Source organism: Pseudomonas rossensis (assembly GCF_039888995.1).
Taxonomy (GTDB): Bacteria; Pseudomonadota; Gammaproteobacteria; order Pseudomonadales; family Pseudomonadaceae; genus Aquipseudomonas; species Aquipseudomonas rossensis.
Genome location: NZ_JBBWCB010000058.1, coordinates 11,577 through 36,191, shown reverse-complemented (window position 1 = coordinate 36,191; position 24,615 = coordinate 11,577). Strand labels below are relative to the sequence as shown.

General features: G+C 52.9%; 17 protein-coding genes and 4 pseudogenes. 7 read left to right on the top strand and 14 right to left on the bottom strand.

The window, feature by feature from the left end; all coding sequences use genetic code 11:
- Nucleotides 1–400: 400 nt before the first annotated feature.
- The 4 genes and pseudogenes from WLY71_RS16780 to aqpZ all read left to right on the top strand — a co-directional run bounded on the left by WLY71_RS16780 (nucleotide 401) and on the right by aqpZ (nucleotide 4,061).
- On the top strand, nucleotides 401–1,333 hold the full coding sequence (locus tag WLY71_RS16780; protein ID WP_347804428.1) for a diguanylate cyclase: 933 nt from the start codon (nucleotides 401–403) through the stop codon (nucleotides 1,331–1,333).
- Nucleotides 1,334–2,220: 887 nt separating this feature from the next.
- The gene (locus WLY71_RS16775; protein ID WP_347804427.1) at nucleotides 2,221–2,556 is read left to right on the top strand and encodes a YegP family protein; all 336 of its coding nucleotides are present in this window, start codon (nucleotides 2,221–2,223) and stop codon (nucleotides 2,554–2,556) included.
- A gap of 112 nt (nucleotides 2,557–2,668) precedes the next feature.
- Nucleotides 2,669–2,806 (top strand): annotated as a pseudogene (locus WLY71_RS16770) (IS110 family transposase); the annotation flags it as partial.
- A gap of 565 nt (nucleotides 2,807–3,371) precedes the next feature.
- On the top strand, nucleotides 3,372–4,061 hold the full coding sequence (gene aqpZ / locus WLY71_RS16765) for an aquaporin Z (protein WP_347804425.1): 690 nt from the start codon (nucleotides 3,372–3,374) through the stop codon (nucleotides 4,059–4,061).
- A 460-nt stretch (nucleotides 4,062–4,521) separates the two neighbouring features.
- On the opposite strand, the gene WLY71_RS16760 is transcribed toward aqpZ, so the two are convergent.
- From WLY71_RS16760 to WLY71_RS16720, 9 genes are all read right to left on the bottom strand, one after another.
- On the bottom strand, nucleotides 4,522–4,887 hold the full coding sequence (locus WLY71_RS16760; protein WP_150710539.1) for a histone-like nucleoid-structuring protein, MvaT/MvaU family: 366 nt from the start codon (nucleotides 4,885–4,887) through the stop codon (nucleotides 4,522–4,524).
- A 986-nt stretch (nucleotides 4,888–5,873) separates the two neighbouring features.
- Nucleotides 5,874–7,052: a spermidine synthase gene (locus WLY71_RS16755; RefSeq protein WP_347804424.1), complete on the bottom strand. Its 1,179-nt coding sequence runs from the start codon at nucleotides 7,050–7,052 to the stop codon at nucleotides 5,874–5,876.
- A gap of 47 nt (nucleotides 7,053–7,099) precedes the next feature.
- Nucleotides 7,100–8,404, bottom strand: a complete 1,305-nt coding sequence (locus WLY71_RS16750) for an MFS transporter (RefSeq protein WP_347804423.1) — start codon at nucleotides 8,402–8,404, stop codon at nucleotides 7,100–7,102.
- 47 nt (nucleotides 8,405–8,451) lie between these two features.
- Nucleotides 8,452–9,579: a molybdopterin-synthase adenylyltransferase MoeB gene (gene moeB / locus WLY71_RS16745; protein WP_347804422.1), complete on the bottom strand. Its 1,128-nt coding sequence runs from the start codon at nucleotides 9,577–9,579 to the stop codon at nucleotides 8,452–8,454.
- A gap of 1 nt (nucleotide 9,580) precedes the next feature.
- Nucleotides 9,581–9,853 carry a MoaD/ThiS family protein gene (locus WLY71_RS16740; protein WP_150641753.1) on the bottom strand — a complete coding sequence of 91 codons (273 nt, stop codon included), beginning with the start codon at nucleotides 9,851–9,853 and terminating at the stop codon, nucleotides 9,581–9,583.
- 3 nt (nucleotides 9,854–9,856) lie between these two features.
- Nucleotides 9,857–10,507: a hypothetical protein gene (locus tag WLY71_RS16735; RefSeq protein ID WP_347804421.1), complete on the bottom strand. Its 651-nt coding sequence runs from the start codon at nucleotides 10,505–10,507 to the stop codon at nucleotides 9,857–9,859.
- Between the two features lie 94 nt (nucleotides 10,508–10,601).
- Nucleotides 10,602–11,297: a TfuA-like protein gene (locus tag WLY71_RS16730; RefSeq protein WP_347804420.1), complete on the bottom strand. Its 696-nt coding sequence runs from the start codon at nucleotides 11,295–11,297 to the stop codon at nucleotides 10,602–10,604.
- The gene (locus WLY71_RS16725) at nucleotides 11,278–12,495 is read right to left on the bottom strand and encodes a YcaO-like family protein (RefSeq protein WP_347804419.1); all 1,218 of its coding nucleotides are present in this window, start codon (nucleotides 12,493–12,495) and stop codon (nucleotides 11,278–11,280) included. The genes WLY71_RS16730 and WLY71_RS16725 overlap by 20 nt, the downstream gene beginning before the upstream one ends.
- Before the next feature lie 91 nt (nucleotides 12,496–12,586).
- Nucleotides 12,587–12,763 carry a hypothetical protein gene (locus WLY71_RS16720; protein ID WP_158245990.1) on the bottom strand — a complete coding sequence of 59 codons (177 nt, stop codon included), beginning with the start codon at nucleotides 12,761–12,763 and terminating at the stop codon, nucleotides 12,587–12,589.
- 480 nt (nucleotides 12,764–13,243) lie between these two features.
- On the opposite strand from WLY71_RS16720, the pseudogene WLY71_RS16715 reads away from it, so the two are divergent.
- Nucleotides 13,244–14,215: pseudogene (locus tag WLY71_RS16715) on the top strand (IS1182 family transposase); the annotation flags it as partial.
- A gap of 300 nt (nucleotides 14,216–14,515) precedes the next feature.
- On the opposite strand, the pseudogene WLY71_RS16710 reads toward WLY71_RS16715, so the two are convergent.
- The 3 genes and pseudogenes from WLY71_RS16710 to WLY71_RS16700 form a co-directional block, all read right to left on the bottom strand.
- Nucleotides 14,516–14,683 (bottom strand): annotated as a pseudogene (locus tag WLY71_RS16710) (pyridine nucleotide-disulfide oxidoreductase); the annotation flags it as partial.
- Nucleotides 14,684–14,765: 82 nt separating this feature from the next.
- Nucleotides 14,766–16,436 (bottom strand): TniQ family protein, encoded by a 1,671-nt coding sequence (locus tag WLY71_RS16705; RefSeq protein WP_347804418.1) that lies wholly within the window; start codon nucleotides 16,434–16,436, stop codon nucleotides 14,766–14,768.
- 97 nt (nucleotides 16,437–16,533) lie between these two features.
- Nucleotides 16,534–17,031, bottom strand: coding sequence for a MarR family winged helix-turn-helix transcriptional regulator (locus WLY71_RS16700; RefSeq protein ID WP_347804417.1), 498 nt, complete (start codon nucleotides 17,029–17,031; stop codon nucleotides 16,534–16,536).
- A 523-nt stretch (nucleotides 17,032–17,554) separates the two neighbouring features.
- Between WLY71_RS16700 and WLY71_RS16695 the strand changes: the two are divergent.
- Nucleotides 17,555–18,925 (top strand): annotated as a pseudogene (locus WLY71_RS16695) (DUF2345 domain-containing protein); the annotation flags it as partial.
- 132 nt (nucleotides 18,926–19,057) lie between these two features.
- Nucleotides 19,058–20,695 (top strand): esterase/lipase family protein, encoded by a 1,638-nt coding sequence (locus tag WLY71_RS16690; RefSeq protein ID WP_347804416.1) that lies wholly within the window; start codon nucleotides 19,058–19,060, stop codon nucleotides 20,693–20,695.
- 356 nt (nucleotides 20,696–21,051) lie between these two features.
- On the opposite strand, the gene WLY71_RS16685 is transcribed toward WLY71_RS16690, so the two are convergent.
- The gene (locus WLY71_RS16685) at nucleotides 21,052–22,458 is read right to left on the bottom strand and encodes a TolC family protein (RefSeq protein ID WP_425589932.1); all 1,407 of its coding nucleotides are present in this window, start codon (nucleotides 22,456–22,458) and stop codon (nucleotides 21,052–21,054) included.
- Nucleotides 22,458–24,611, bottom strand: coding sequence for a peptidase domain-containing ABC transporter (locus tag WLY71_RS16680; RefSeq protein ID WP_347804415.1), 2,154 nt, complete (start codon nucleotides 24,609–24,611; stop codon nucleotides 22,458–22,460). The genes WLY71_RS16685 and WLY71_RS16680 overlap by 1 nt, the downstream gene beginning before the upstream one ends.
- Between the last annotated feature and the right edge of the window lie 4 nt (nucleotides 24,612–24,615).

Here is a 24,615-nt window from a genome sequence, read left to right as displayed (position 1 = left end):
TGCGTGCTTCCCTGCTGGCCAATGCAGAGATTTTGCCGCAGGCCAGACAGGGGAGCTACTTTTTCAACAGAATCGACCCAATATAGCCATTCGCGGAGTGCGGCTTACGGCCAAAAGCTGCCGGTCACCAAGCGGTCGCGCGAAAAAGAAGTGACCAGTTAAGCCTTTAATACTGATGCCCTAATGCAGGTCATTTCTGACGCAATCAGCCAGCCAAGGCCATTTCTGCGGAACTTTTGACTGAAATCAATCGCAACGGCTATCGAAAGCATAAAAAACAGACATTGTATTTTTCCAACGACTACACTTACACATTAAGCAAGTTAATTAATTGTGCTATCTAGATGTTATACCCTTTTAAAACAGCGCTTCTCCATTCAATCCTACTAACGGAATTTGCATGAAGATTGAAATTCTTAAACAGGCAGTTATGGATTCTCGAGATGGCATCACCATCTCCGATAATTGTATCGACGACAATCCGCTGATTTTTGTAAATCCTGCGTTTGAGCGCATGACCGGTTACTCGTTTGAAGAAATCACTAACATTAACTGCCGATACCTACAAAAAAACGATCAAGAACAGCCTGAACTTGAAATAGTTCACAACGCCGTTAAAAAGGGTGAGCACTGCCTCGTAACCTTGCGAAACTACCGCAAGGATGGAACGATGTTTTGGAATGAGCTAAGCATATCTCCAATTCATGATGAAAATGGAATTGTAACCAATTTTTTAGGTATACAAAAAGATGTAACGCCTCGCATACTAATACAACAGCAACTTCGCGACGAGCATCAGTCCCTAGAGGAAATGAAAGCACACTTCGAACAACTATCCATAAAAGATGGACTGACAGGCATTTACAATCGTCGTTTTTTTGATACACAGTTCGAAATTCAATGTAAAATTGCATGCCGCAACAGCGACTCATTGACACTTGCCATGATTGATGTCGATAACTTCAAGTCATTCAATGATATTTATGGGCATCAGGCTGGCGACGAAGCATTAATACGTGTCGCTGATAGTTTGAATAAGTCTTTCCAGCGAGGTTCTGATTTTGCAGCCAGGTATGGCGGTGAAGAATTTGTAATTCTTTCCAACGGCATGACGAAAGACCAATCAGCTCGGCACGTCGAAACTCTATGCCAACTAGTGCGAGACTTGAGAATACCGCACTCCGCTTCCAGCACAGGATACTTAACTATAAGCGTTGGTTTTTCATTACATACATTTGACCCACTGCAACCAGATAACGTACTACTGGCCCGAGCCGATAAAGCTCTCTATATAGCTAAAGAACGAGGTAGAAACCAATTTTTTAATCTTTAGGTTTTGTAGGGAATTCTAGAAAATGGCCATTGCTCAACATCATGTAGCGCCCTAAAGGCCTGTTTGAGGGTCGCCTAGGTCCGTTTGCGGCTGGCAGAAATCGACCTAGGCTGTGTGAAAATGCATGCACCGTCTCGTAGTCTGCGTTGCTACGTAAAATCTGCCAGGGTTTGGTTAGTCAGCCAGACCTGAAGTTTGCGTAGGAATGCGTCGTTCGTTCCGATTCTGACTGTCAGACTTGCTCTCAAACGTTTTCACACAGCCTAGACCCATAGCTGCCGGTGACGAAAGGCAGAAATCGGCCAAGAGCAGTCAGTCAGATGTGTCTACGAAATCTGGGGCTATTCAGTTTTTCTCCCGCGTGATTTCATTCAAGCCTAGATCAAACCAAGTATTGTCCAGGGTTTATTTAGAGTCGGAATCGCCCACTTCGGCGTCGCGAATGAAAGCCGGGAAAGAGCACCGCGTTCCGCTGTAATTCGGGCATGCGAATTCCTTGCCCGCCGTTCACCGGCAGGCTCTTCAGATTTATTCAGAATTGTGTTCGAGACGCATGCCGCAACGCTAGATAGAGTTATCACCGCTCACCCAGCGTTGGCTCTTTACCAAGCACGGAGTGCTAGGCCCTAGTTGGGTGAGCTCCTATTTTTGATTTTCCTCGACAGTGAGGAAGATGACGCCCCAGATGCAGGTGCTTACGGTCATGGCCTTCGGGAGCACGGCTTCACTTTCTTGAACTCGACGACCCAGACCCAAGGGTTGGCGTCCCAGTCGCCACCGGTAGAGCGCCAAAGATCGCGGAACGCCTGCTCAGGGTATTTATGGAAGGCGCCACCTTCGTCGCTTAGCTGTAACAGCAATTCCGGACACTATAAAGGAGTCACTTCATGGCAGGTTGGTACGAGTTGAGCAAAAGCACTGACGGACAATTTCGTTTCGTCCTCAAGGCAGGCAACGCTGAAATCATTTTGACCAGTGAGCGGTATACCACTCGCAGCGCAGCCGAAAATGGCATTGCTTCGGTACAGGTCAATAGCCCTGTTGACGCACGCTATGCCAAGGAAGTGGCTAAGGACGGTAAGCCTTATTTCAACCTCAAGGCAGCGAACCATCAGGTCATTGGCAACAGCCAGCGTTACTCGTCTGAAGCGGCGCGCGCCGCAGGGATTGAAAGCGTCAAGACCAACGGTCCAAGCACCACCATTAAAGACCAAACCGTCTAATTTTCAGCGGTGTGAACAAAAAAAGCCCGACAGGTTTACCTGTCGGGCTTAGCGAGAAGCCCTGCAGGTTTACGCTTGCAGGGCTTTTCCCGTTTTCGGCGGAGGATCTCTCATGACCACGATGACGCTTCTCGGTATCGAAATTGGCAAACACAGGTTTCACCTGCATGGCCAGGACGCTAAGGTCCAACAGGACTTGCGCAAGAAAACCAGCCGCAGCCAATTGCTCAGTACATTGGCCCAGCTACCGAGATGAGCGCAGCCGCTTGTTCGCCTCGAATCTGACTCAGCTCCGATCTCTTCACGCGCCTGATGGCCATATTGCTTAGTTGAGCCGGGTCATTACCAATGTTGGTTACCTCATGCGCGACGATGGCCAAGTTTCTTCGTCGGTGCTGAAACGGACCTCGGTGACGAATGGACCGAAGATCTCTCCCCGACGGTGCTGGTGTTGTGGGGGACTAGGCCCTTGCAGGCGCCTGCCGCTCACCTGAACAACCCGTCCCACTGTGTGATGCAAACGTGGCAGCGAATCTTCACGCAATTCTGAACAAATATCGCAATTGACCCCAACCGGCACAACCGGCTGTTAGTTTGCCGGCCGTTGAGTTCAGGGACGACGGGGGGCAATACGCTGCAGACGGAGGAGCCTTGGCTCTGGCCGTAGTCGCAAGGGGTTCTGGATCGGCGCCTTGCAACCTATAAGACGAGCACTGGGCACACGGATGTGTCATTCAATTCCTGGCGCTCATCGCGTCAGCCTTTCTCTAACGTGGTTTTCTATTCTGCGACCTCACGGTCGTGAGGGATTGTGGATGAAGCAATACGGGGCAGAGTTTCTCGGTACGTTTTGGCTGGTGCTGGGGGGCTGCGGCAGTGCCGTGCTCGCGGCCAGCGTTCCGGCAGTGGGCATCGGTTATCTCGGTGTATCCCTGGCATTTGGCTTGAGCGTGTTGACCATGGCCTATGCCATAGGGCCCATTTCCGGCGCCCACCTCAATCCGGCGGTTTCCATTGGTGTTTGGGTCGGTGGACGGCTGCCCACGCGCCAACTGTTGCCTTATATTTTGGCGCAAGTATTGGGTGGGCTTGTTGCCGGTGGCGTACTTTTTCTGATCGCTAGCGGCAAGGCCGGTTTTGATGTAAGTGCGGGCTTTGCTACCAATGGTTATGGAGAACACTCGCCGGGGGGCTATTCGTTGTGGGCGGCCTTTATCTGTGAGGTCGTGTTGACCGGGGTGTTTGTGCTGATCATTTTGGGGGCTACTTCGGTGCGCGCCGCCACTGAATTTGCACCGCTGGCCATAGGGCTTGCGCTAACCCTGATTCACTTGATCAGCATTCCGGTGACCAATACCTCGGTCAACCCCGCGCGAAGTACGGCGGTTGCATTCTATGTGGGCGACTGGGCGATGTCGCAGCTCTGGCTGTTCTGGCTCGCGCCGATTTTGGGGGCGGTAGCGGGGGCGTTGGTTTATCGACTGATTGCCGGCGGGCGCGACTGAACATCTCCTTGCATCAGCCGGGCGCAGGGCAGTTGCCAGAGGGGCTGTCCTGATCGGAACCGTTCATTTTCTATTTGTCTTATAGAAAAAAACGAGCTGAATGAAGCGAATTGACGGTATTCGACAGCATCATCGGCGCTCGCATGGCTTTGAGCGTTAATGCGTCGGAATTAGTAACAAGTGACCGTTTGGCCGATTTCTGCCCGTCGCGAAGAGTAGCTAATGACCCTTTGCAGGCATTCATAACGTTTTTGCTAGAGGATCGTTCAATTGCTCAGGCGGTGCGAAGTAAATCTCAAACTTCTCAAGCTCTCCCGGCACAGCCTCCTTGGTCTCGGTGGCATCTTTTCCGAGCAGACGATCCGCTGTCCTGAACCTGTAGAGATGTCGCTCCATGATTACCCCGCATCTGGCTACGTAAAAGGGCCCCGCAGGGCCCTCATTTGTACTCAAACCGATCTTACTGAGTGCGCCAGGACTCAACAATGTCCGCGCCGAATTCAGTTTTCCATTCCTTGAGCTGGCGATGGTTCCCGCCCTTGGTCTCGATCAACTCGCCCGAATTTGGGTTTTTGTAGATCTTGACGTCACGTGCTTTACGGACACTTTTCGGGGCAGCGGTAGTAGAAGCACGGCTTGCTGCCTGGGGATCGAGGAGCGCGATGACGTTGCGGAGGCTATAACCGTACTCGGCAAGCAAAGCCCGCAGCTTAGTTTCGAACTCAACTTCTTTTTTCAGGCCTTCGTCGCCTTTCATGGCTTCAAGGGCAGCGAGTTGTTCGGCCAAGTGTTTTTCGAGTTGACGGAATTCAGCAAGACGGGACATGAGATGACCTTTATAAAATAATTGAGCAGTATAGAATTGACAAATCTAGCGCAACAACTGAAATCTTGGAAATATCAGGATTAATCGCTGTCCCCATATGATCCGCTTAGCGACCAACCTGGCACGTAAATTATGCTCTTTGAGGCTTTTTCAATTGGTGTAGTGTGTTCGTCAAGAATCACGCTGTCCCTCTCGATTTTCCGTGGCCGGAAGGTGCTTTCTAAGCCAAATCCAATTTGTACAAACATAGGCGTCTTAACTTTCGACTTTCGACTTTCGACTTTCGGATTTTGGGAGCTTTCAGTTTTTTTATCCGGTGTTCAGACCCTACCGACGTCTGAGGGGGAACATAAGGCGCAAATTGCGGGTATAGATCATCAAAAAGCTGAATCTGCGCGGATACTGGAGTTACCCTAGTTACCCCGACCTCACCGGACTTACGCCTAAAGTGATCGTCAGACGAATTCATTCTAGCTACAAAGTCCCGAATCGTCCCCCGAAGAGACCGCCCTGTCACAATGCGACGATGAATTCGTTTCCAGCCATCTTTCAGATTTCCCCTGGTCACGTCCCACTGCTCTGGTGACGAGAACCCCAACTGTTTCGCGAACTCTATGTAATCTGGTGGTAAATCGTTTGCCATGTCCTTAGCCTCCGATTTTACAAGCATTGATGATGGCATAGAAAAATCAAGGGAGGCTATACCAGTTCTGTCGAGAGCCTATCCGCTAGGTAATTGCACAGACTTGCCCAGCCATTTGCATTCGATTTGACCAATAATTTGCATCGGATTTGACCTGCAGGCCTCGTGGCCATGACCGGCAGAGGACGACCCAATGCGGACGTTCGCCAAGTTCAGCTTTCGGCCAATAGGGGACGTTCGGCCCTGAGGCTGCTTACAGAAAGTAGCTGCTGATATCAAACTACACCCGCCTAGCCACTGCCCCGATTCACGCTTACCATACTCCCACCTAGTATTACCGCGGCTACGCGCTTGGCGCTCGGCTCGGTGAAACGTCGGACCGCCATGTGCTCGGTGACAATCGGGCCAGCGCCCGTCGAAAGCCTTCCACTTTGGTCACATCCCCCCGGGTTCTGTGGGTAATGACGCCATAGGCATAAGGAAGTAAACCCTCCAGCCAGTCTCGTGGGTGGATCTCGACGCTATTCTCCAGTGTCGTGAGGACCCAGTCGGGAAGCCATGACATATCGCGGTCCGAGAAGTTGACTTCGCCTGCGATCAGCAACGCCAGCGTGGTACGCAGCGAAGACTTGTCCTTCAACAATCGTTCTTGCAGCGCTTGGCAAGCGTCCGGGTCATCCAGTAACACGCGAAGATCGTTGGGTTTGCTCAGCTTCAGCGAGTCTGGAAGCAGTGCCGATAAGGCCGGTAACGACTCCTTCCAGCGTTTGTGCACCTCGAGATCAATTCCGACGAAGTCCAGCGCCGGAGGCTCAAGCGGCGCGTGACGGATAACCGTGGGTGTCAGATAGCGCAGGCGAAGGCTCATGATGTCCATGAAGAGCCGGTCACTGGCACATAAAGACTCTAGGGCAGCTGCGGTGCGTGGTGTGGTTGATGGAGGTGGGCCGATAATGAACGTCGCATTGCGTCGGTGGGGCAGGTAATGAATGTCGCCCCAACTGTCGTTCAGGCAGTGGGCGAGCCAAGCCTGGGGCGCAGGGCCGTTGAACGGGTCCAGATTCATGGGGACGCCAAAACCGTTGAACACCACATGACCGAGGGGGTTGAGGCTGCTCTTCAATAGTTGGTGGAACCCGTGATCAAACACTATCGGGGCATAACCGCTCTGGGTGTAGAGGTCGACAATAATGACGTCGTACCGGTCGGGGGTGACGTCCAGGAAGTGCGCGGCATCAGCGACCACGCTGTCAAAGTCGATATGCGCTGCAAGTCGGTTCCGGTTATCGAGGCTGCGCACGAATGCGGTCTCGTCCAGATCAACGGCCAACAGATGGGCCACTCTGGTGCTGGCTGCGATCGGCGCCAGCGCCACACCGTCCGAAAGCCCCAGCATCAGAACCGAGATTCGATCCTTGGACGGGTCCCCCAGGAAACCGGTACAGCCCATATCATCATAATATTGGCCGCAGAAGATCTGTTCATGTCGAGCAGATTCAGGTCGATCCTTGAAGTCCGGCATGGTGAAAGGCAACTCCATTTGTAAGAGGCGGGGGGCGGCGAGGCACGTCAGTGCGCAAACGCTTCAGGGTATTTTTCCAGGTAGGCATCATTGAGCTGCGTATCCGGGGAACGCATGAAAGTTTTGAAATCGGGTACCAGAAAGACCAGCAGAGACAACAGCAGCACCATGACACCCAGCAGCGTGATTGTCAGTGCAACCCCCAGATCGGCGATCAGGGTGTTCATCGCAAAACTGCCCAAGGGGCTGGCCGCCGCAGACAGAAATGAAACCGTGGCAAAAATCCGGTTGCGATGGAGCTTGGGCGTCGCCAGCAGCCTCACTGCGGAGGTGGGGATGTTGATCAACATCAGGCCTACGCCGCCGCAGAAAAAGGCCGCGGGTACGATGAACGACGATGAAACGGTGCCGACCACCACCAGATTGCACCCCAGTAATGCAAAACCTGCGGACACACACATGTCACGGGGAACCCGGTCGGATAACCAGCCGATGATCTTGTAACTGCCCGCCAGAATGCCCAGCCCGAAGCATGAATCCAGCAGACCGATGTATGTGACCGGGTACTGGATGACGTCCTTTACGTACAGTGGAATCAGAATGGTGAAGAACGGAAACAGGGCAAAGTTGATCAGCATTGCAATGATGGCCAGGTAAAACTCGACTTTCACTCCGTAAACCACTTTGAAACCGGAATAAATCATGCTGAAGCCGCTGGCACCCGGGGCTTTTTCGCCTTGACCGGTGGCACCGATGTGGCTCGGGATGGTCGCGATCAACGCTCCGGCGATGAGAATCGCAAAAAAATCGGCAGCAAAGGCGAACGTGATACCGAACCCGTAAATCAACGCGCTAGCCAGTACCGGCCCCAGCAGAATAGAAAAGGACGACATCACGCTTTTGGTCCGAAAGGCCAAGGAAACTTTATCGTCGTCTGCGAACAAAGGAATGATCGACGCCTGGAGAGGGTCGCGCACACCGACAATCGCACTGCTGATCATCATCAGCGCGCCCACCGTCCAGGGATTGAACGACCCCGTGGCGGACAGAACCACCATCAACAGCGCTGCCAGCAGGCTGATCCATGAGGCCAGCTTGATGATCAGGATTTTGTTGTACTTGTCCCCCAGCCATCCCAACAGGGGTTTGGCTAACACCTCCGCCGCAATGGAACAGGCAATCATGTTGGCGAAGTACAGCGCAGAGCCGGTTTCCTGCAAGGCCCACCAGGCCACCGCCAGTTGATTGCACCGTCCACCCAGAACCATAAGTAAAAAGCTGAATTGCACTTTCAGCAGACGCCGGTCGATGCCGGGAAAGCCCCACGTAATGCTTGAAAAATTTGCACTCATTGACGTACCTTTGATCCAGATAGGGCTACTGCGCAAGCCGGGGGCGTTCAAGAAACGACGGGGTGACGGTCATCAGGGTAGATCGCCAGATATTGCTCGATCCCACCCTCAAGGCTATAGAGTTCCGCATCCTGGTTGACGCTGCGAACGGCCAGTAGGGCTGCCTTGCTTCTGACGCCGGATTTGCAATAGAAAACGATACGGCGGGTGGTATCGAGCTCTTCCTGGCGCTTGATGATGTCTTTGAGCGGAATCAGTCCACCGCCCAGCGAACCTTGCTGATGCTCGTGGACATCACGCACATCGACCAATTGAAATGGCGCTTGTGTCGCTATCCAGTCATGCAGTGTCTGGGGTGACAGCCAGTCGCTGTCGCGCCACTCAGGTGTGGTCGCGGCGCCAAGCGTTCCAGCAGGGGGCCGGCTCCGTGTTTTCTTGTTGATGCTCAACAGGTGAAAAGTGTTGTCCAGGCCGTCGATAGACAACAATTGCCCGCTCAATGGCTCCCCGGCACGGAGGATGAGCTTGAGTACTTCATTGGCCTGAAAGCAACCGAGCAAGCCAGATATGACGCCAAGAACTCCCGCTTCCGAGCAGTTTTGTGTCAAGTGCGGTGGCGGCGGTGTTTCGAACAGATCCCGGAAGCACGGCCCCCGTTGTTGGGTGTGTCGGTTGTAATAATTAAATACCGACACCTGCCCCTCGAACTGACTGATCGAAGCATAGACCATCGGTTTTTCGCACTCGATACAGGCGTCACTGATGAGGTATTTGGCGTCGAAGTTATCAGTGGCGTCGACGATGATGTCGTATTCCGCCAGCAGCGACAGGACATTGTCCAGGTTCAGCGTCGTGGCAACGGTGCGGACGACGATGTCGGGGTTCAACTGGTTGATGCGGCGCAAGGCTGCCAACACTTTCAGGTCGCCTACATCGGCAATCGAATAGAGTATTTGTCGGTGCAGATTGCTCACGTCGACGATGTCGTTATCAATGATGCCGATCGTCCCGACGCCAGCACCTGCCAGGTACAGGAGTACCGGGCAACCCAGCCCCCCGGCACCGACCACCAGCACCTTGCTGTCTTTGAGGCGCTGCTGCCCCTCAGCGCCGACCTCGCTGAGGATTATCTGGCGGGCGTAACGGGAGGTGTCCGTCTTCAGGTTGCATTGCATGTCAGCCACCTGCCACGGCGTTGATTAGAATCAATTGCGCGTTACTGTCCAGGGGACAACGGCGGTCATGCTCACTGGTCACGGGCATGCCGTCGACGAACAACCCCACGAACGGCAGCGGGTACAGGTCCTCAGAGAAGACCGGGCCAATCAGGTCGGGAAACCGTGCGGTCAGGTTGTTGAGTACATCGCTGACACACAGGCCCTCGGTGGCGTGTGTTTTATGCTGATCGGTGTACGACATGAATTGCCGGGGAAAGTGTACGACTGCCATGGGTCATCCTTGAGCGGTGTCAGTGGTCAGGTCGCTGGAAAACGCATCCAGCCTGGAGGTAATCAGTTTTCCGATTTCGGACAGTTCGGCCGAAGCCTGGAGAGTGGCCAGGCTTTTGAGAAAATACTGGTGCAAGAAATCGAGTCGTTCGGGACGAGCTCGCACCGAACCGCTGGACAGCAACCGCTGGTGGTAGTTAACGGCGCTGACCGCAAAAAGACACGCCAGCAAAACACCCCTGGGGTTCTTGCCACCGGTGCCTGAGGGCAGTATGTAACTGTTCGAACTGTCTTTGAGCTGGAAGTCGTAAATCTCGGCGATCAAACTGGACCAGATATGGGACAGTTCATGCACCAGTAACTCTTCAAGGTCCGTAATGCTGGTAAACGCATCTTCGCCCAGAAACATTTGTTGCGGCAGCACGGGATTGGTCAGGCTGACTTGTTGAGTCAGCAACTTATATATTTTAACCGGCAGGTCCAATAGCCCGGTCCATTCCGGCAGCAAGGCTTTGAGGTTGCTCTTCGCTTCGGCCAACATGACCTGCTCGGCGTTACTGAGCGTTTGATGGGGTGGAAACTCGGGTGCACCTTCGACATGCCGGTTATACAGGGCGGTGGCAAAGTCCGGTTGCAAATAGGCGGTTAAAGGCAACCCGCCGCCCTCGATATTTTTACGCACAACAGCAACAAGCGTTAAAAGTTTTATGCTGTTGAACATCGGGTGCACAAAGGGCAAACCGTTTATTTCACACAGTATCTCTGATGGCGACATTCTGTTTTACCGTCCTCGTCCATGGTTTCAGTTTGAGAAAGTCGATCAAGTCCAGGCTCTTTATTCTGTAGGCAGAAAAGTTGGCCAAGGCGCTGTCTATTTTTTCTACCGCGATAGGGAGTGCTAGCAAGGCCTCTTTCAAACAACTTAGTGTTCGATTTCCGTACCACATGTTTTTCAGATAGTGTAGTACGTGTTGTTCTTGTGCTGGCGTAATGATCTGTTCAGACGCCCACGCACTCAAAAACGTCCGGATATGAACAAGTGGTTCGCTAAGTGAAAGAAAAGGCTCTTGTGCTTGATGTATCAGGGTCACTTCGTCGTCGGACATGTCCGGGTCGCTGGCGAATTGTCGATACACTTCACCAAAACCTGTCACTCCCAACGTATCCATTTCACAGGCGCGAATGGCACCCATGGATGACAATCCCCAAATGTGCCAGCCCGCGCCCAGGGCGTCGAGTATCTCGGCATGGCCGACGGCGGGATGTGCATGGAACACACCATCGACAATGGCGAGGTTCGAAGGGGGATTTTGCGCCACCAGCCGTTCGATATCGCCGCGTTTGACGGGTGGGTGTATCACCACACCGCCCAGCAATTGACTGTCTATTCCTTGCAGGGAGGGCCCAGCAAACAGTGTGCAAATCTCAAGCGCTTTGTTTGACATACGTACTTAACCTCGGACCGACCCTTTTCAAGCCGGGTTCAAAGGCTTCAAGCCCCGGAATAATAATTCTGACCACAGTGATGTCGTCCGTCGCTTTGCTGAGCAAGACCCTTAGCACGGTACTGAGCCCGACGCGCTGCAACCGCTCGATCAGCAACTCCCAGGCCGATTCGATCGTGGGGATTGCGGCTTCCTGGCAGTCGATGGAGGAATAATCGATCATCTGGTCCCGGGAGACCGCCACGGTACGCAAGCGTGAGATGGCCTGAAGTTCGGCCGAACGGCCCTTTTTCTCGAAATATTTGACGCGCTCGATGATGTCGTCCCGGCCGCCGTGTATGTGGCTTAAACGGCTTTGGGCTGCCTCGCAGATGGCCCGGATCAAGGCGATTTCCTTGATGGGATGCAACCCTGAACCGGTGGCCACAGAGATAGGCGCCTGGGAGGACTCTTCCATGATAAAAGCCTGAAAGTAGGCCAGGCCAAAACAGTTCTCGGTGTAACGAACCGACAGGCTCAACCCCGCGTCATTGATTTTATTGATCAGGGCGTCGATTTCTGCACTGTAGCGGTCCAGATTGATGAGGCAGGAGCGGTCATGCAGGTGATTAAAGGCTTGAACATCGCGCTCCATGAGTTCGCAAACAGCGTGTACCGAGGCTTCGACCAAGTCATTGCCTGAAGCCAGGCCACTGGAGCTTTCCCCAAAGAGTTGTTGCCCGGGGTTTTCGGGGTATGGAATGAACACCAATTCGGCCGGTGCAAGCACCTTTTGCTGGCGCAATACATCTTCAGCTTCGATGGCCATGATGAGCGAATCGGCGTCGGCAGAGAAGCCATATAACATGCAGAACTGATTGAACGCTATTCGTCCTTCGTGGCTTTCAATGAGTTTCCTCGGCGTAGTTTTTAACAGTTTCAGTTGCGCCGTGTTGTATTGCGCAAGGCTGAACTCAATGGCTTCCATGTACGCGCCTATCTTGGCTTCTGCTGATCTGAGGCCTTTACCAGCATTTACACACAGCGAACCCTTCAATGCATCGGGTCGTATACTGGCAAACACCGGAATGCCGATGCGGTCCAGCCAGGTTGTATCGGTCACTCGGGTAATGCCCAAGCGCGGGGCAATATCATTGACAATAATTTTCAATGTTTCTTCGGCACTGCGGCGACGAAGGCTCGAACTAAGCCTTTGCATATTGGGTCACCTTTGAGTGATGAAAGATTTAAAACAAGCATTATGTTTGACACAATAAAAAACGGGAGGGAATTAATTCCCTCCCGTTTTTTCAGGCTGCGATTTTTACGTCTTCAGCCAGAGCCAGCGTCAACACGTTGTTGTTTGACTGATGTGCCACAAAACCGGCGTGCATCAGGCTTTCATCGTTCAGAATGACGGAGAATTTCTCCGCAGTTTCTGTGTCCAGTTCAAGCTCGAAGGTTACATCATTAACTAGAGAGTCCATATTTTTAGTCCTGTCCGTAGTATTGCGTTTAAGAAAGTTTGTTGCGCAACACCTATAAGTTTGAGCAGGTCATAGAGCCAATGTCAAACCAATATTTACTGACTTAATATTGTTGCGTATTTATATCTCTGCGAAGTGTCGCCAAGTTACTTTAAACATTGATCACAAAAGACTTGTGCACTCCACGCACAAATAGCAATGACACATGCGGTAGCGGGATTGGTCCATCGATTGAATGAGCTCAGCAGTTTTTTAAATTTCTAGCCGGTGCAATGAGACTGGTGAAGTGGTGCGGCTTTTGTACAATCACCAGCGCAATTGACCGAAAGGAGCTACAACTGTGACGGCCGCCCTGTCACCGCCGAACCTCGGCTGATAAAACGTGCCGCTATCACCGAGAAATTGCCTTACGTCGGGCTGCTGGTCTCCACCATGACCGGTTTTATCGCCATCCTCACAGAAACGCGTTGCGGAGCATCTGAAAGACAGCGCAATGCCGAGTTGATGTGGTTAACTGGGCGTTTGGCTCCGGACTTCAAAACCATTGCTGACTTTCGCAAGGACAACGGCAAAGCCGTCCGCAGCATCTGCCGGCAATTCGTAGTTCGCTGCCGTAACCTCAACCTCTTCTCACAATCGATCATCGCCATCGACGGCAGCAAATTCAAAGCCGTCAACAACCGTGACCGTAACTTCACCCAAGGTAAAGTGAAGGCACGCATGCAGCAGATCGAACAAAGTATTGATCGCTATCTTGCGGCGATGGATTCGGCGGATCGGGCAACGCCCGAAGTGGCCGAGGCCAAAGCAGAGCGGCTGAAAGAGAAAATAGAAACCCTGAAACAACAGATGCAGAAACTCAAGGAAATCGAGGCGCAGCTACACGAAAGTCCGGACCGACAAATCTCTCTCACCGATCCAGATGCACGTTCAATGGCCACTAGCGGCCGAGGTACCGGAACGGTTGGTTATAACGTACAAACAGCCGTTGACGACAAACACCATCTGATCATCGCCCATGAGGTGACCAACATTGGTAATGACCGGGCGCAACTGAGCAATATGGCGAACCTGGCGCGTGAAGAGATCGGGGTTGAATCGTTGACGGTGGTAGCCGACCGAGGCTATTACAAGGGCATGGAAATCCTTGCCTGCGAGCAAGCCGGAATCACTACCTTCGTACCGAAACCACTGACATCCAGCAGCAAAGCTGAAGGTCGATTCGGCAAGCAGGACTTCATCTACGTCGCTGCGTCGGGGGAGTATCGGTGCCCTGCGGGACAGTTACTAACCAGACGACATTCGACGGTGGAAGACGGGATGCTACTGCACTGTTATTGGTTCTCGGGCTGCCAGTCCTGCTTAATGCAGAAGCAATGTACGACGGGTAAGGAGCGGCGACTGAAACGCTGGGAACATGAGGCTGTAGTCGATGCGATGGAGGTTCGGCTGAGCGCCTGTGGGATAGCGGTGGCGCTTAGGCCCTGAATGTCTGCTTCTGGCCAAGCCTAATACTGTACAGATGGAAGCGTCCATTTTTGTCCGTATTTGGCCGATTTCTGCCTGTCACCACCGGCAGCAATGCATAGCTCTGAGGCGATCCCGGTTACTAAGCGTGCTGGTCAAATCCGATGCAATCGGTGGTCAGATCGAATGCAACGCCTGGTCAAGTGCAATGCAAACGAGTGGTCAGTACCAATTCAATCAGGTGGCCAAGTGGAGTGCAATTTTGCAACAGTGATGGAAAGCCGTTCAGGCTATCTCTTGAGCCATATATTGCTGTATCTCCTTTACGACGTTGCGGGCGGTGCGTGTCACCCTAATCAAAGTCGCGGAGGCCAAGCCAGTCCAGTCGCCGTAGCCAACTAACCAGAGTCGAGGCTGGATTAAAGAACGGTTGTCGTGAATCTCAACCCTGCCCTGTGAGTTGTCAGTAGCCGCCAGTCGATGGCTCTGAGCTGGCCATCGACAGTTAAAGGGGAGCATTTAGGCCGAGTCGACGTTAGCTTCTTGCTCGGATCGACACATAAGCTCGACCACCTATGGACTGATCGTATTCGGGCAGTCCTTCCCATTGGTGAGTGACGCTGGTATTGGCTAGTTCCTTTTCGATATCTATGCCGTCCTTCATCATTTTTTCCAAATCCCATTCAAAATGGCTCACTAGTGCCCCCCAGGCTGGAGAAGGTAGGGACGTCAATAACTGTGCACTTGACGTGTTTGGAGAGAGTTCTAGGCGGCGCATCTCTGACAGCCCCCAGAGTGCCCGTCTTAAACGGAAATGCCAAAGGGACTCCAAGTGTAATTCGAGCTGTTCTGACACTAACGGAAATGCTTCCTTTCGCTCGGAAATACCACCAACTATCCTTTTAGGAAGCAACGCCAGAATATTGCTGATATTAGCTCTAACTGGTTTTTTGCTAATATCATATATCTCTTTTATACGCTCTTTAATAATGTCTGCGTACTTGCAGTCAAGTTTATGGGCCGACGGCTCCTTTGTGACTGGAGTGCTTTCCCTTGAAGAGAGTTTATCCAAAAGCCATTTTTTATCATTCACATTTAGCCAGAGAACAGCTTGATATGCATGTTTCCATAAGTAATCTAGGTTTGCAGTGGGGCGTGCCTCTATGAGTTGACTGACTTTAAGGCGATGAAGCGTCTGCTTTGAGTCAGAAGTAGCTTTAATTTTTTTTACTGAGGAGGTTTTTTTTTCGCTAAATAGTAATGACTCTTGAGTAAGGCTACGCTCAAAAGAGTCAATGCTATCAAACAAATGGTGAGAAATAATCAGGTGCCGAGTGATCGGCATATCGAGTTGTTCACTAACGATGGTGGTTCTTATCCACTGATGATGTTTACCCGAGGCGTAGGCATTATCGATTCGTGATAATAGATCAGGGCCATACTTCGATTCGATGCTGTCGAACATTTTTGATGTCGACACGTTTTTCCCATAAGTATAACCACGTTTCCTTGCTTGACGACGATAACAGTCAGCCAATATTTTCGATGGGACTGTGGGCAAATTTCGGTCTAAAAGATCTTTTGCAAACTGCGCGAGCTTATGCTCAATTTCCGGTGATACTGAAACGGCATGAGGGTCAATAGGGCTCCAGCCGCATACACATTGGTTTGATAGCGTTGGGAGTAGTTTGTTGAGGCGGTAAAAGGGATGAGTGCAACTGGGGCACGATTGTATTAAAGGCTCACCGTGACGCCAGCAAGCAGTAATGCCCGGTATGTGATGAGCTCTATGCCAGTATGAATATCCAGTTTCTACTAGATCAGACTGAACGCAGGAGAGGCATATCTTCGCCATGCTATGGCTGCTGACTTCCCTTCGAGGAACCCTCGCAACTATAGGCATTACACTGTCGTCGTGAACACCTTGACTGATTTCTGAAACACCTAAAAACGGTTTATATGCCGGGAGAATGGTGTTGTAAATCAGCAACTCATTAAGGTTGATGATTTTATCACCGGGCAGACGAGTCGCGAGATCTTCGATTTGCTTTGGAATTATTTTGAGCGGAAATGGATGAGCCCCAAAAAGATCTTTAAATGTCTCGCGTTCACTATTGTTTCCCGATAGTAAATGATATCGGCTAATTCGAGAGTGCAGCGTCTCGTCGGGCATAGACATGGGGAAGAACAAAATTTTTTCGGACATTCTCAAGGCTTTCAAGAGTTGTTATTTCGCACTGACACGCTAAAGGCCAGGATACGGATCAAATTTTCAGGGTCGAGAATGACTGCTGCGTACCACTTCAGCAGCATTTGGTGGGCAGAGCCTCGTCATCGTTGAAGTCTTTGAGACCGCAACGTTGTTCGGTGGCGTTAGCGAAGCGACGTAGCATTTCGATCGCCCCATCACGTGCTTCTTTCGATAAGTCGCAAGCTAGATTGCGAGCCTCTCCCACCAAGTCCGATCTTATACTTTCATAAAGGGACACGCCTTCGGGGGTCACGGTGATTGCCAGCGCGCGGCCGTCAGTCGCATCTGGCACGCGGCAAACTAACCCCTGTTTTGCAAGCGAGTCGACCAGCCTGCTGGCGTTGCTCTTGTCGAGGAAAAGCTCGCTGGCCAACGATTGAACGCGAACAGGCCCAGCCTTTATCACATGCTCAAGCGCATAGCATTGAGTGACGGACAGGCCTTCGCAGCAGCAGCGATCTCTGTCACGAAACTGGTAAACCCGAACCAAGTGACTTAGCGCTTCGTATAGCTGTTCGGCATCCTGGTCGATCTGTTCAATCTTTGGCATAGCACTCGGCTCGCAATTCCGGGGGAAACGCTGATAGCACCTCAGCAGGCGTAGTGACACATTTTTTTGGGCATAAGGCCCAGCGAAATTGTTCCGGGATATTAGTTGCGGCTCGCAACGTATTTTGCCACTGTGAATCCGAGGAAAGGCTATCAGGTCACTTAGTGGCGGTTTCGGTAACGCTTGGAGGTACAGGGATTTTGGAAGAAACGCTTAGGATAAAAACAGGATCCCGGCTACGGAATCTCTGGCAAAGCGTTTCAATTCCTCTACCTGTGGCGATGCTGCTGGGTCCGATTCTGATCCCCCCTTCTTACTGGGGCAAGCAGCAGTGAAGTATTCCTGTAGTGTGAACTTCCTTTCTAGACGCCACGCCTTTACCTAATCAATATAGGAGTGTTTTTTTGCATACCTGCCTTCCCCTTGCATAATTGCATCGACACTGAGCAGTTGTTTGCATCTGACTTGACCGGCCATTTGCATTCGCGCTGACGTCGGCGGGGCAGCTCAGGGAGGAATGTGGGGGCCTGAAGGCGAGGAGATCTACTGCGACGAATGGGGACGGGTAAAAATCCAGTTCCCATGGGATCGGGAAGGCAAGAACAATGAGTTCAGCACCTGCTGGATCAGAGTGTCGCAAAACTGGGCCGGTGCGGAATGGGGGCACATGGCGATTCCGCGTATCGGACAGGAAGTTATCGTCGACTACCTCGATGGGGATTGTGACCAACCGATCATCACTGGCCGCACCTACCGTGCGACCAACTCACCGCCGTACCAACTTCCCAATCACAAAATTCTGAGCACTATCAAAAGCAAGGAGTACAAGGGGACCAGGGCCAACGAACTGCGCATCGACGATACTACCAAGCAAATCAGTGCTGCATTGATGAGTGATCATGGCAGCACCGCGTTGCACCTGGGCTATCTGACTCATCCGCGTCCAAGTGGCGGAGAGCCACGCGGTGAAGGTTTCGAGTTGCGCACAGACGAACATGGCGCGCTGCGTGCTGCCAAGGGCCTGCTGCTCAGTACTGAAGAGCAACTGAATGCCAATGGTGGGCACCTCAACCGTGCCACTGCCGTTCAGGTATTGGAGGCCGCTCTTCAACTGGCTAAAGAGTTGGGAGACTACGCCGCAGATCATCAGGGTGTTGGCCATGACACCGCGCCACAGAAGACGCTCAGTGAAGCAGTTCGTGACTTGGGTAATGGCGCCAATGACGAGTCGGGAAAAACCAACGGTGGTAAACCTGCTATTGCCTTGAGTGGTCAGGCCGGTATTGCGGCGGTGTCCCCAAATAGTGTCACTCTTGCTGCTGGCGAGCATATCGATAGCGTTGCGCAACAGAATCAGCAATTCACCTCGGGCCAGAAATTCGTAGTCAACGCAGGCACCGACTTGGGGCTATTCGCTCAAAGCGGTGAGATGCGACATATCACTCACCAGGGGCCGATGCTCCTGCAGGCTCAAAAGAACAACATTAGCTTGGAGGCGGATCAGAGCGTAGAGATTAGCGCGAGCACTCAACACGTGGTGATCTCCGCCAAGGAGCACATCACCCTGACCTGCGGCGGTGCCTACCTCACCCTGAAGGGGGGCAACATCGAACTGGGTATGCCCGGCAATTTTATCGTCAAGTCGGCCAAGCACAGCTTTATCGCGCCAGCTCACGCGTCCACCGTCTTCAACACATGGGCCCAAACTCCGTTCAATGAGCGAGTACGGGTCGTACGCAATGGGACGCCATTACCGAATTACCGTTACGCGCTCACGCGAAGTGATGGCGCCAGGGTGGAAGGCGTGACTGATGGTGATGGTTGGGCTGCAATGCAGCAGGGCCTCACGACTGAAGGTTATGAGTTCCATCTGCTTGGTCCAAGTGAGACATGACCCTCATGCAAATCCCAAGTATCGGAAAAGTGAAAGTCGTCAAATTCAGGCAGGGAGAGCCTAATGAGTGAGCCAACAAGGCCAGTACCAACCCAAATTGGCCCAGATGGGAACGTTACCGCACGTGTGACCATGAGCCGCACATCCAATAACGTCCGCGCTGAACTCAACGCACCTCCGGACCACGCCATCCCGATCATTTTTGTGCCCGGCATCATGGGCAGTCCGTTGTTGGCGACAGGAGCTAACGCTCGCATCATGGGCAACGATAATCGATGGGCGTGGTTTCCTGACGATGCCGCTGGCTGGGTGGCGGGAGTCACCAAATGGAAAAGCTACAATAGTTTGACCCCAGTTGAACGCAAGCAACTACTTGATCCGCAACTAACCCGCGCGCTGTCGAACCCTCAGGATTCCGATCTCGAAACGGTGAGCAAATTTGTCAGCACCTTACCGGTTCAAGAGGCAAGGAATCGTGGTTGGGGATCCGTGTCGCTCGATTCTTATGGGAGCATTCTCAACTTCCTTGAAGCGCAGCTACGTTTCATTTTGACCCCGGAGGGCAAACCCTATCCAGGCGTTATGGCTGCGGTGCCAAATAATGTTTCGGCTTGGGGCGAGCTCAAGGGCTACAGCCCCCTGAAAACAGAAGCACTGGAGGCTGCGGCTGAATTCCGCTACCCCGTGTATGCGGTGGGTTACAACTGGCTCAACTCCAATGCCCAAGCCGCTGACTATCTTGCAGGTCGAATCCAAGCCGTTCTCGAGCGATGCAGAAAGGATCTGGGTGTTAAGTGTGAGCATGGGGTGATTTTAGTCACTCACTCCATGGGTGGGTTGGTGGCGCGTATGTGTGCCAAGCGCAACCCTAACCTGATCCAAGGTGTGGTGCATGGCGTTCAACCGGCTATCGGTGCAGCAACCGCCTATCGTCGTGTCCGAGCGGGATGGGAGGATATGGCTGGGGCTATTGGGCTCGGCGAGACTGGCAAAAAGATCATGCCTATCTTTGCGAATGCTGCGGGTCCCCTGGAGTTGTTACCTAATCAACGTTATGGCGCTGGTTGGTTGAGCATCACTTGCAATGGAAAAGAATTATTTCAGATGCCTACTGGGCCAGATCCATACACGCAGATTTACTTAAAGAAGAACGCGTGGTGGAAACTGATGGATGCCGCTTGGATAAATCCAATTGGGAACTCATCCCCGGGCACTCTAACCAGCGCCTGGAGCAACTATGAAAAAATGCTCAACCAAGCAAAGTCCTTTCACGCAGGGCTAGGTACTTATTATCACCCCAACAGCTTCGTTCACTACGGGGCAGACAGCAGCCATCAGGCGTTCCATCGAGTCACATGGAAGCTTGGTACTGGGGTGATTCCTTCCAGTAAACCAGGAATGCCCGCTACCCCCATTCCGACGCCCTCACGCGAACATGCTTTGTCTCTACGACTGAGGGGTGAAAATCACGAAGGGCGTGCGTGGATGGTTGATGACATCAGCGAAGACCAACTGATTAACCAGTACGGGGTTGGAATTGGTCATAACACCCGTGGCGATGGTTATTTCGCTGACCTTCAGGGCCAAGATCAAGCGGGCGACGGCACCGTGCCTGCACATGCCGCCGAAGACGCTGCGGAGCAAGCGGTGTTCGCTGCCTGTATGACCGGCTATGACCATCAAGGCTCCTACAAGAACCGCAACGTACAGAACCTAACGCTGTATTCGGTTCTGAGAATTGGTGCCAATGCCAAGAAGCTGTCGGCATGATCGCTCGCCGCCATCTTCTAATTGTTGCCCTTGTTGTCTCAATACTGGGGGCTTCCACGTACGGATGGCGCCAGTGGCGCTTACCCCATTCCAACCAGAGCCATACCATGAGTGACTTGACACAAAATATGCAGACCTATTGCGTCGGTCGTTTACTAATCGACCTGCCAAAAGGAACCACTTGGACGACCCAAGCAAGTGGTGCGCAATTAGGCACCTGCTTTGCCTCACCCTCTGTCCAGATATCGACCAGTACGATGGCGTACCGGTGTTCAATTTTCAACTTGCCTAATCCTAGCTCCAGTGTGGCGTGATGGGCCAACAACGATGTGCGGCGTTGTGATGCTTCGAGGCGGTTAAAGGCTCCAGAACCCAAGGTGTCCTAAGCTGGCGGCCATTTTCAGGCGAGTTACTTGCCAGCGGTTCAACGCACTAATGTGTTGTTGTTCTGCCGTTGCATAAGCCGTCAATGCGTTCAGCAGCTCAATCATGCTGCCGACGCCGGAGCGATAGCGGCCTTGTTCAACTTGCAATGCCTGTTGGGCCTGATCCACCCACTCAGTGGTTTTTTCCAGGGCGCCTGTTTCGATATTCAATGTTTGGTAGTGGCTCCAGAGCTCCAGTGATACTTGCTGCTCGATATTCCAGAGCTCCGCTTCCCTGGCTTCTCGTTGCGCATGAGCACCTCGCAGTTGATAGTTCCGCTCGAAACCTTCGAATAACGGAATGTTCAATTGCAGGCCTAGGCTGTTGTCACGTGCATGGTTGTCGCCATTGACTTGGTGGGTTTGCATATCGCCAATATTGGCGACCAGTGACAGCGTCGGTCGACCGGCGGCGCGGCTTTCGTCGATGAGTGCGTTTGCCGCTTCCACTTTGGCCTTGGCGGCGATGAGCGAGGGGTGATCCTGTCGGGCCAGTTCAAGCAGCTCGTCAATGCTCTTGATAAAGTGGGTATCTGGACGCCGTTCCAGATTCCCGGACAACTGGACGTCTGTATTCGGCGAAAATCCCATGCGCAGGGCGATAAGGCCTTTGCTGTTGCGCAATGCGCCTTTGGCGCGTACTTCAGCAAGGCTCGCTTGTGAATAGGCTGTTTGCGCTTGCAGGCGGTCGGACTGCGCCGCAGCGCCCGCTGCAAATTTGGCGCTTGCCGCTTTAAGGTTTTCCGCCGCCAATGCAATAACTTGGCTCGCCGCTACCGCGCTACGTTGGGCGGCCAGGGCGTCATAGTACAACTCTGCGGCTAACTCGAAGGTTTGCTGCAGTTGTCTGTTTTGATTGGCGTTTGCGGCGATAAGCAGTTGACGTGCGTTGCCCACTGCGGTTTCTCGCTGGCCGAAGTCGAACAGAACCCAACTGAGGTTCAGACGATTGTCGAACTGACGCTTATGGCCACTACTGGAGTATTCATCCTGCTGTTCATAGGTCGTGGTACTGCGGCCGCTGCTGATACTTGAACTTGCATTTAATTTGGGCAGGTATGCTGCTTGCTTCACGCCAACCAAAGCCGCTTGGGCTTTGGCAATGGCCCAAGCCTCCCGAGTTTGCGGGTCATGACACAGCACCCTTTCTATCATGTCTTCTAAGGTCAACGAATTGGGAAGGGGCTGCGGATCACATGGCAAGGCCACTCCGTCGATATTGATCGCAGCAGGTGAGACATCTCGTGCTGTGGCAAAGGGGTCAACCAGTGCAGCCATGCTCCATTTTGGCGACAGGCAGAGACACACCGTCAGGGTGGTGGCCAAGACGTTTCTCATCACGCTACGACTTCTGCGCAGGATGGCAGGCTGCCAGAAGAGCTCGACTGATCCACCGCGATCCTACCAGCGTCAAGCACTACGACGCGGTCCGCCGAGGCGATTGTTTCTGCCCTGTGGGCAACAATGACGCGCGTTATTGCAAGTTCACGTACCGCCTTATTCACCATCTGCTCGCAGATGACATCTAAGTGGCTGGTAGCTTCGTCAAGGATCAGGATATCAGGCTTTTTGTATAGCGCCCTAGCCAGCAGCACGCGCTGTTTTTGCCCACCTGAGAGCACCGTACCCATGTCACCTACCAAAGTGTTGTAACCCATGGGCATGGCTAGGATGTCAGTGTGAATCGATGCCTTGCGTGCACACTCCATCACCCACTCCAGATCGGGGCGGGACTCAAAAAAGGCGATGTTCTCTGCCAGGGAACCAGCGAACAAGCAGTCATCCTGCATTACCGTGGCAATCCTGCTACGAAAGGTCTCCGTACCCAGTTGCTGCAGGTCGCTACCGGCGATGTGAATCTGGCCATGGGTGGGTGCGACGATGCCCAGCAAGAGGCTGACCAGCGTACTCTTTCCACTGCCTGATGCGCCGGCAATTGCCACCGACTCCCCATGCGCAATGTGCAGGTCGATCCCATCCAGCACGAAGGGCTCCTCGTCGGAATAGCGATATTTCAATCCCTTGATATCGATGTCCATCGGGCCAGCGGGCCAGTTCGCTGTAATCGGTCTGGCCGCTATGTCTTCGGGGGGATGCAGGACAATGTCGGCGAGACGTTCGCCGTGCAAGCTCAGCATATGCAACGCGAACATATGATCGATCAGGCTGGCGACGCGACTGACAAATTGGCTTTTGTAAGCAATGAACGCCATCAGCACACCGATGCTGAACTGGTTGCTCATTACTAGGGATGCCCCCAATCCGAGCGCCAGCAGATTCTCCAGTCCGAAAATCAGGCCGTTGAGTTGTGTGTAGATCAGTTCCAGCTTCTGGGTTCGCAAGCCAGCGTTGATCTGCCCCACAAGCAGCCCCAGCCAGGCGGAGCGTCGCTCGCTCTGACGCTGGAAAAGTTTCAGGGTGCGTATGCCGCGCATCGTTTCCAGGAAATGGCTTTCCTGTCGTGCCGCATGAATGATGGTTTCCTCGCTTGCCAGACGTAAAGGGCGGTACCACGCCCAGCGAAGCAGGGTATACAGAGCCATGGCCGTCAAAGCGATAGCGGCCAGCATAGGGCTGTAGGCGAACATCAGGGCCAGCGTCGCGAAGCTTGCGAGGCCATCGAGGACTGTGGAAAAAAAAGCGGCTGTGAGTGTCTTCTGAATTTCGCCGATAGCGCCGAATCGTGAGACGACATCACCCAGGTGGCGTTTTTCGAAATAATGAATGGGCAAGCGCAGCAGATGAGCAAACACGTTGGCCTGCCACTGCACACTTAGTAGTGTGCTCAAGTGCATCATCACCCAAGCCCGCGTGGCGCTTACTACCTGCTGCATCAACGAAAGCATGCCGAAGCCGGTCAGCAGCGTTGCCAGAAGGTCGTAATCCTGCGTAACCAGAACGTTATCCAGAACCCACTGCAGCAGATACGGGCTGACCAGGGCGAACACTTCAAGAGCCAAGGCAAGTGAAAGTACCTGAACCAAACCGCGGTGAAGGCCACTGACCTTTCCCAGCATGCTTGTCAATTTGAGCTTGGGCTTGGCCTGCTGTTTTTCAAAGTCACTGCCTGGCCACACCTCAAGAGCGACCCCGGTGAACGATTTGCTGGTCTCGTCCAGACTCAGTCGGCGAATGCCGTAGGCCGGGTCGTGCACGGTAAGCCACTGGCCTTCGACGGACTTGAGCACGACGAAATGGTTGAGATTCCAATGCAGTATGCAAGGCAGCGCGAGTTTGTTTAGCTCATCCAGTTCGACCCTGATCGGCCGAGTACCGAAGTTCAACTGATCAGCAGTCATGATCAGTTGCTTGAGGGTAATGCCTTTGAGAGAAACACTGAACCGGCGGCGTAGTTCAATGAGGGTCGTATGGTGGCCGTGGTAGCCCGCGATCATTGCCAGGCAGGCCAATCCACATTCCGTCGCTTCGGTCTGCAAAGTCAGCGGCAAATGTCGGCCCAGGCGCAAGCTGATGGCGTCAAGATAATTCATGGCT

Excerpts from the sequence above, each read along its gene's own strand:
- WLY71_RS16780 (WP_347804428.1), top strand. The coding sequence starts at position 401 with ATGAAGATTGAAATTCTTAAACAGGCAGTTATGGATTCTCGAGATGGC.
- WLY71_RS16775 (WP_347804427.1), top strand. The coding sequence starts at position 2,221 with ATGGCAGGTTGGTACGAGTTGAGCAAAAGCACTGACGGACAATTTCGT.
- aqpZ (WP_347804425.1), top strand. The coding sequence starts at position 3,372 with ATGAAGCAATACGGGGCAGAGTTTCTCGGTACGTTTTGGCTGGTGCTG.
- WLY71_RS16760 (WP_150710539.1), bottom strand. The coding sequence starts at position 4,887 with ATGTCCCGTCTTGCTGAATTCCGTCAACTCGAAAAACACTTGGCCGAA.
- WLY71_RS16755 (WP_347804424.1), bottom strand. The coding sequence starts at position 7,052 with ATGCCGGACTTCAAGGATCGACCTGAATCTGCTCGACATGAACAGATC.
- WLY71_RS16750 (WP_347804423.1), bottom strand. The coding sequence starts at position 8,404 with ATGAGTGCAAATTTTTCAAGCATTACGTGGGGCTTTCCCGGCATCGAC.
- moeB (WP_347804422.1), bottom strand. The coding sequence starts at position 9,579 with ATGCAATGCAACCTGAAGACGGACACCTCCCGTTACGCCCGCCAGATA.
- WLY71_RS16740 (WP_150641753.1), bottom strand. The coding sequence starts at position 9,853 with ATGGCAGTCGTACACTTTCCCCGGCAATTCATGTCGTACACCGATCAG.
- WLY71_RS16730 (WP_347804420.1), bottom strand. The coding sequence starts at position 11,297 with ATGTCAAACAAAGCGCTTGAGATTTGCACACTGTTTGCTGGGCCCTCC.
- WLY71_RS16725 (WP_347804419.1), bottom strand. The coding sequence starts at position 12,495 with ATGCAAAGGCTTAGTTCGAGCCTTCGTCGCCGCAGTGCCGAAGAAACA.
- WLY71_RS16720 (WP_158245990.1), bottom strand. The coding sequence starts at position 12,763 with ATGGACTCTCTAGTTAATGATGTAACCTTCGAGCTTGAACTGGACACA.
- WLY71_RS16705 (WP_347804418.1), bottom strand. The coding sequence starts at position 16,436 with ATGTCCGAAAAAATTTTGTTCTTCCCCATGTCTATGCCCGACGAGACG.
- WLY71_RS16700 (WP_347804417.1), bottom strand. The coding sequence starts at position 17,031 with ATGCCAAAGATTGAACAGATCGACCAGGATGCCGAACAGCTATACGAA.
- WLY71_RS16690 (WP_347804416.1), top strand. The coding sequence starts at position 19,058 with ATGAGCCGCACATCCAATAACGTCCGCGCTGAACTCAACGCACCTCCG.
- WLY71_RS16685 (WP_425589932.1), bottom strand. The coding sequence starts at position 22,458 with ATGAGAAACGTCTTGGCCACCACCCTGACGGTGTGTCTCTGCCTGTCG.
- WLY71_RS16680 (WP_347804415.1), bottom strand. The coding sequence starts at position 24,611 with ATGAATTATCTTGACGCCATCAGCTTGCGCCTGGGCCGACATTTGCCG.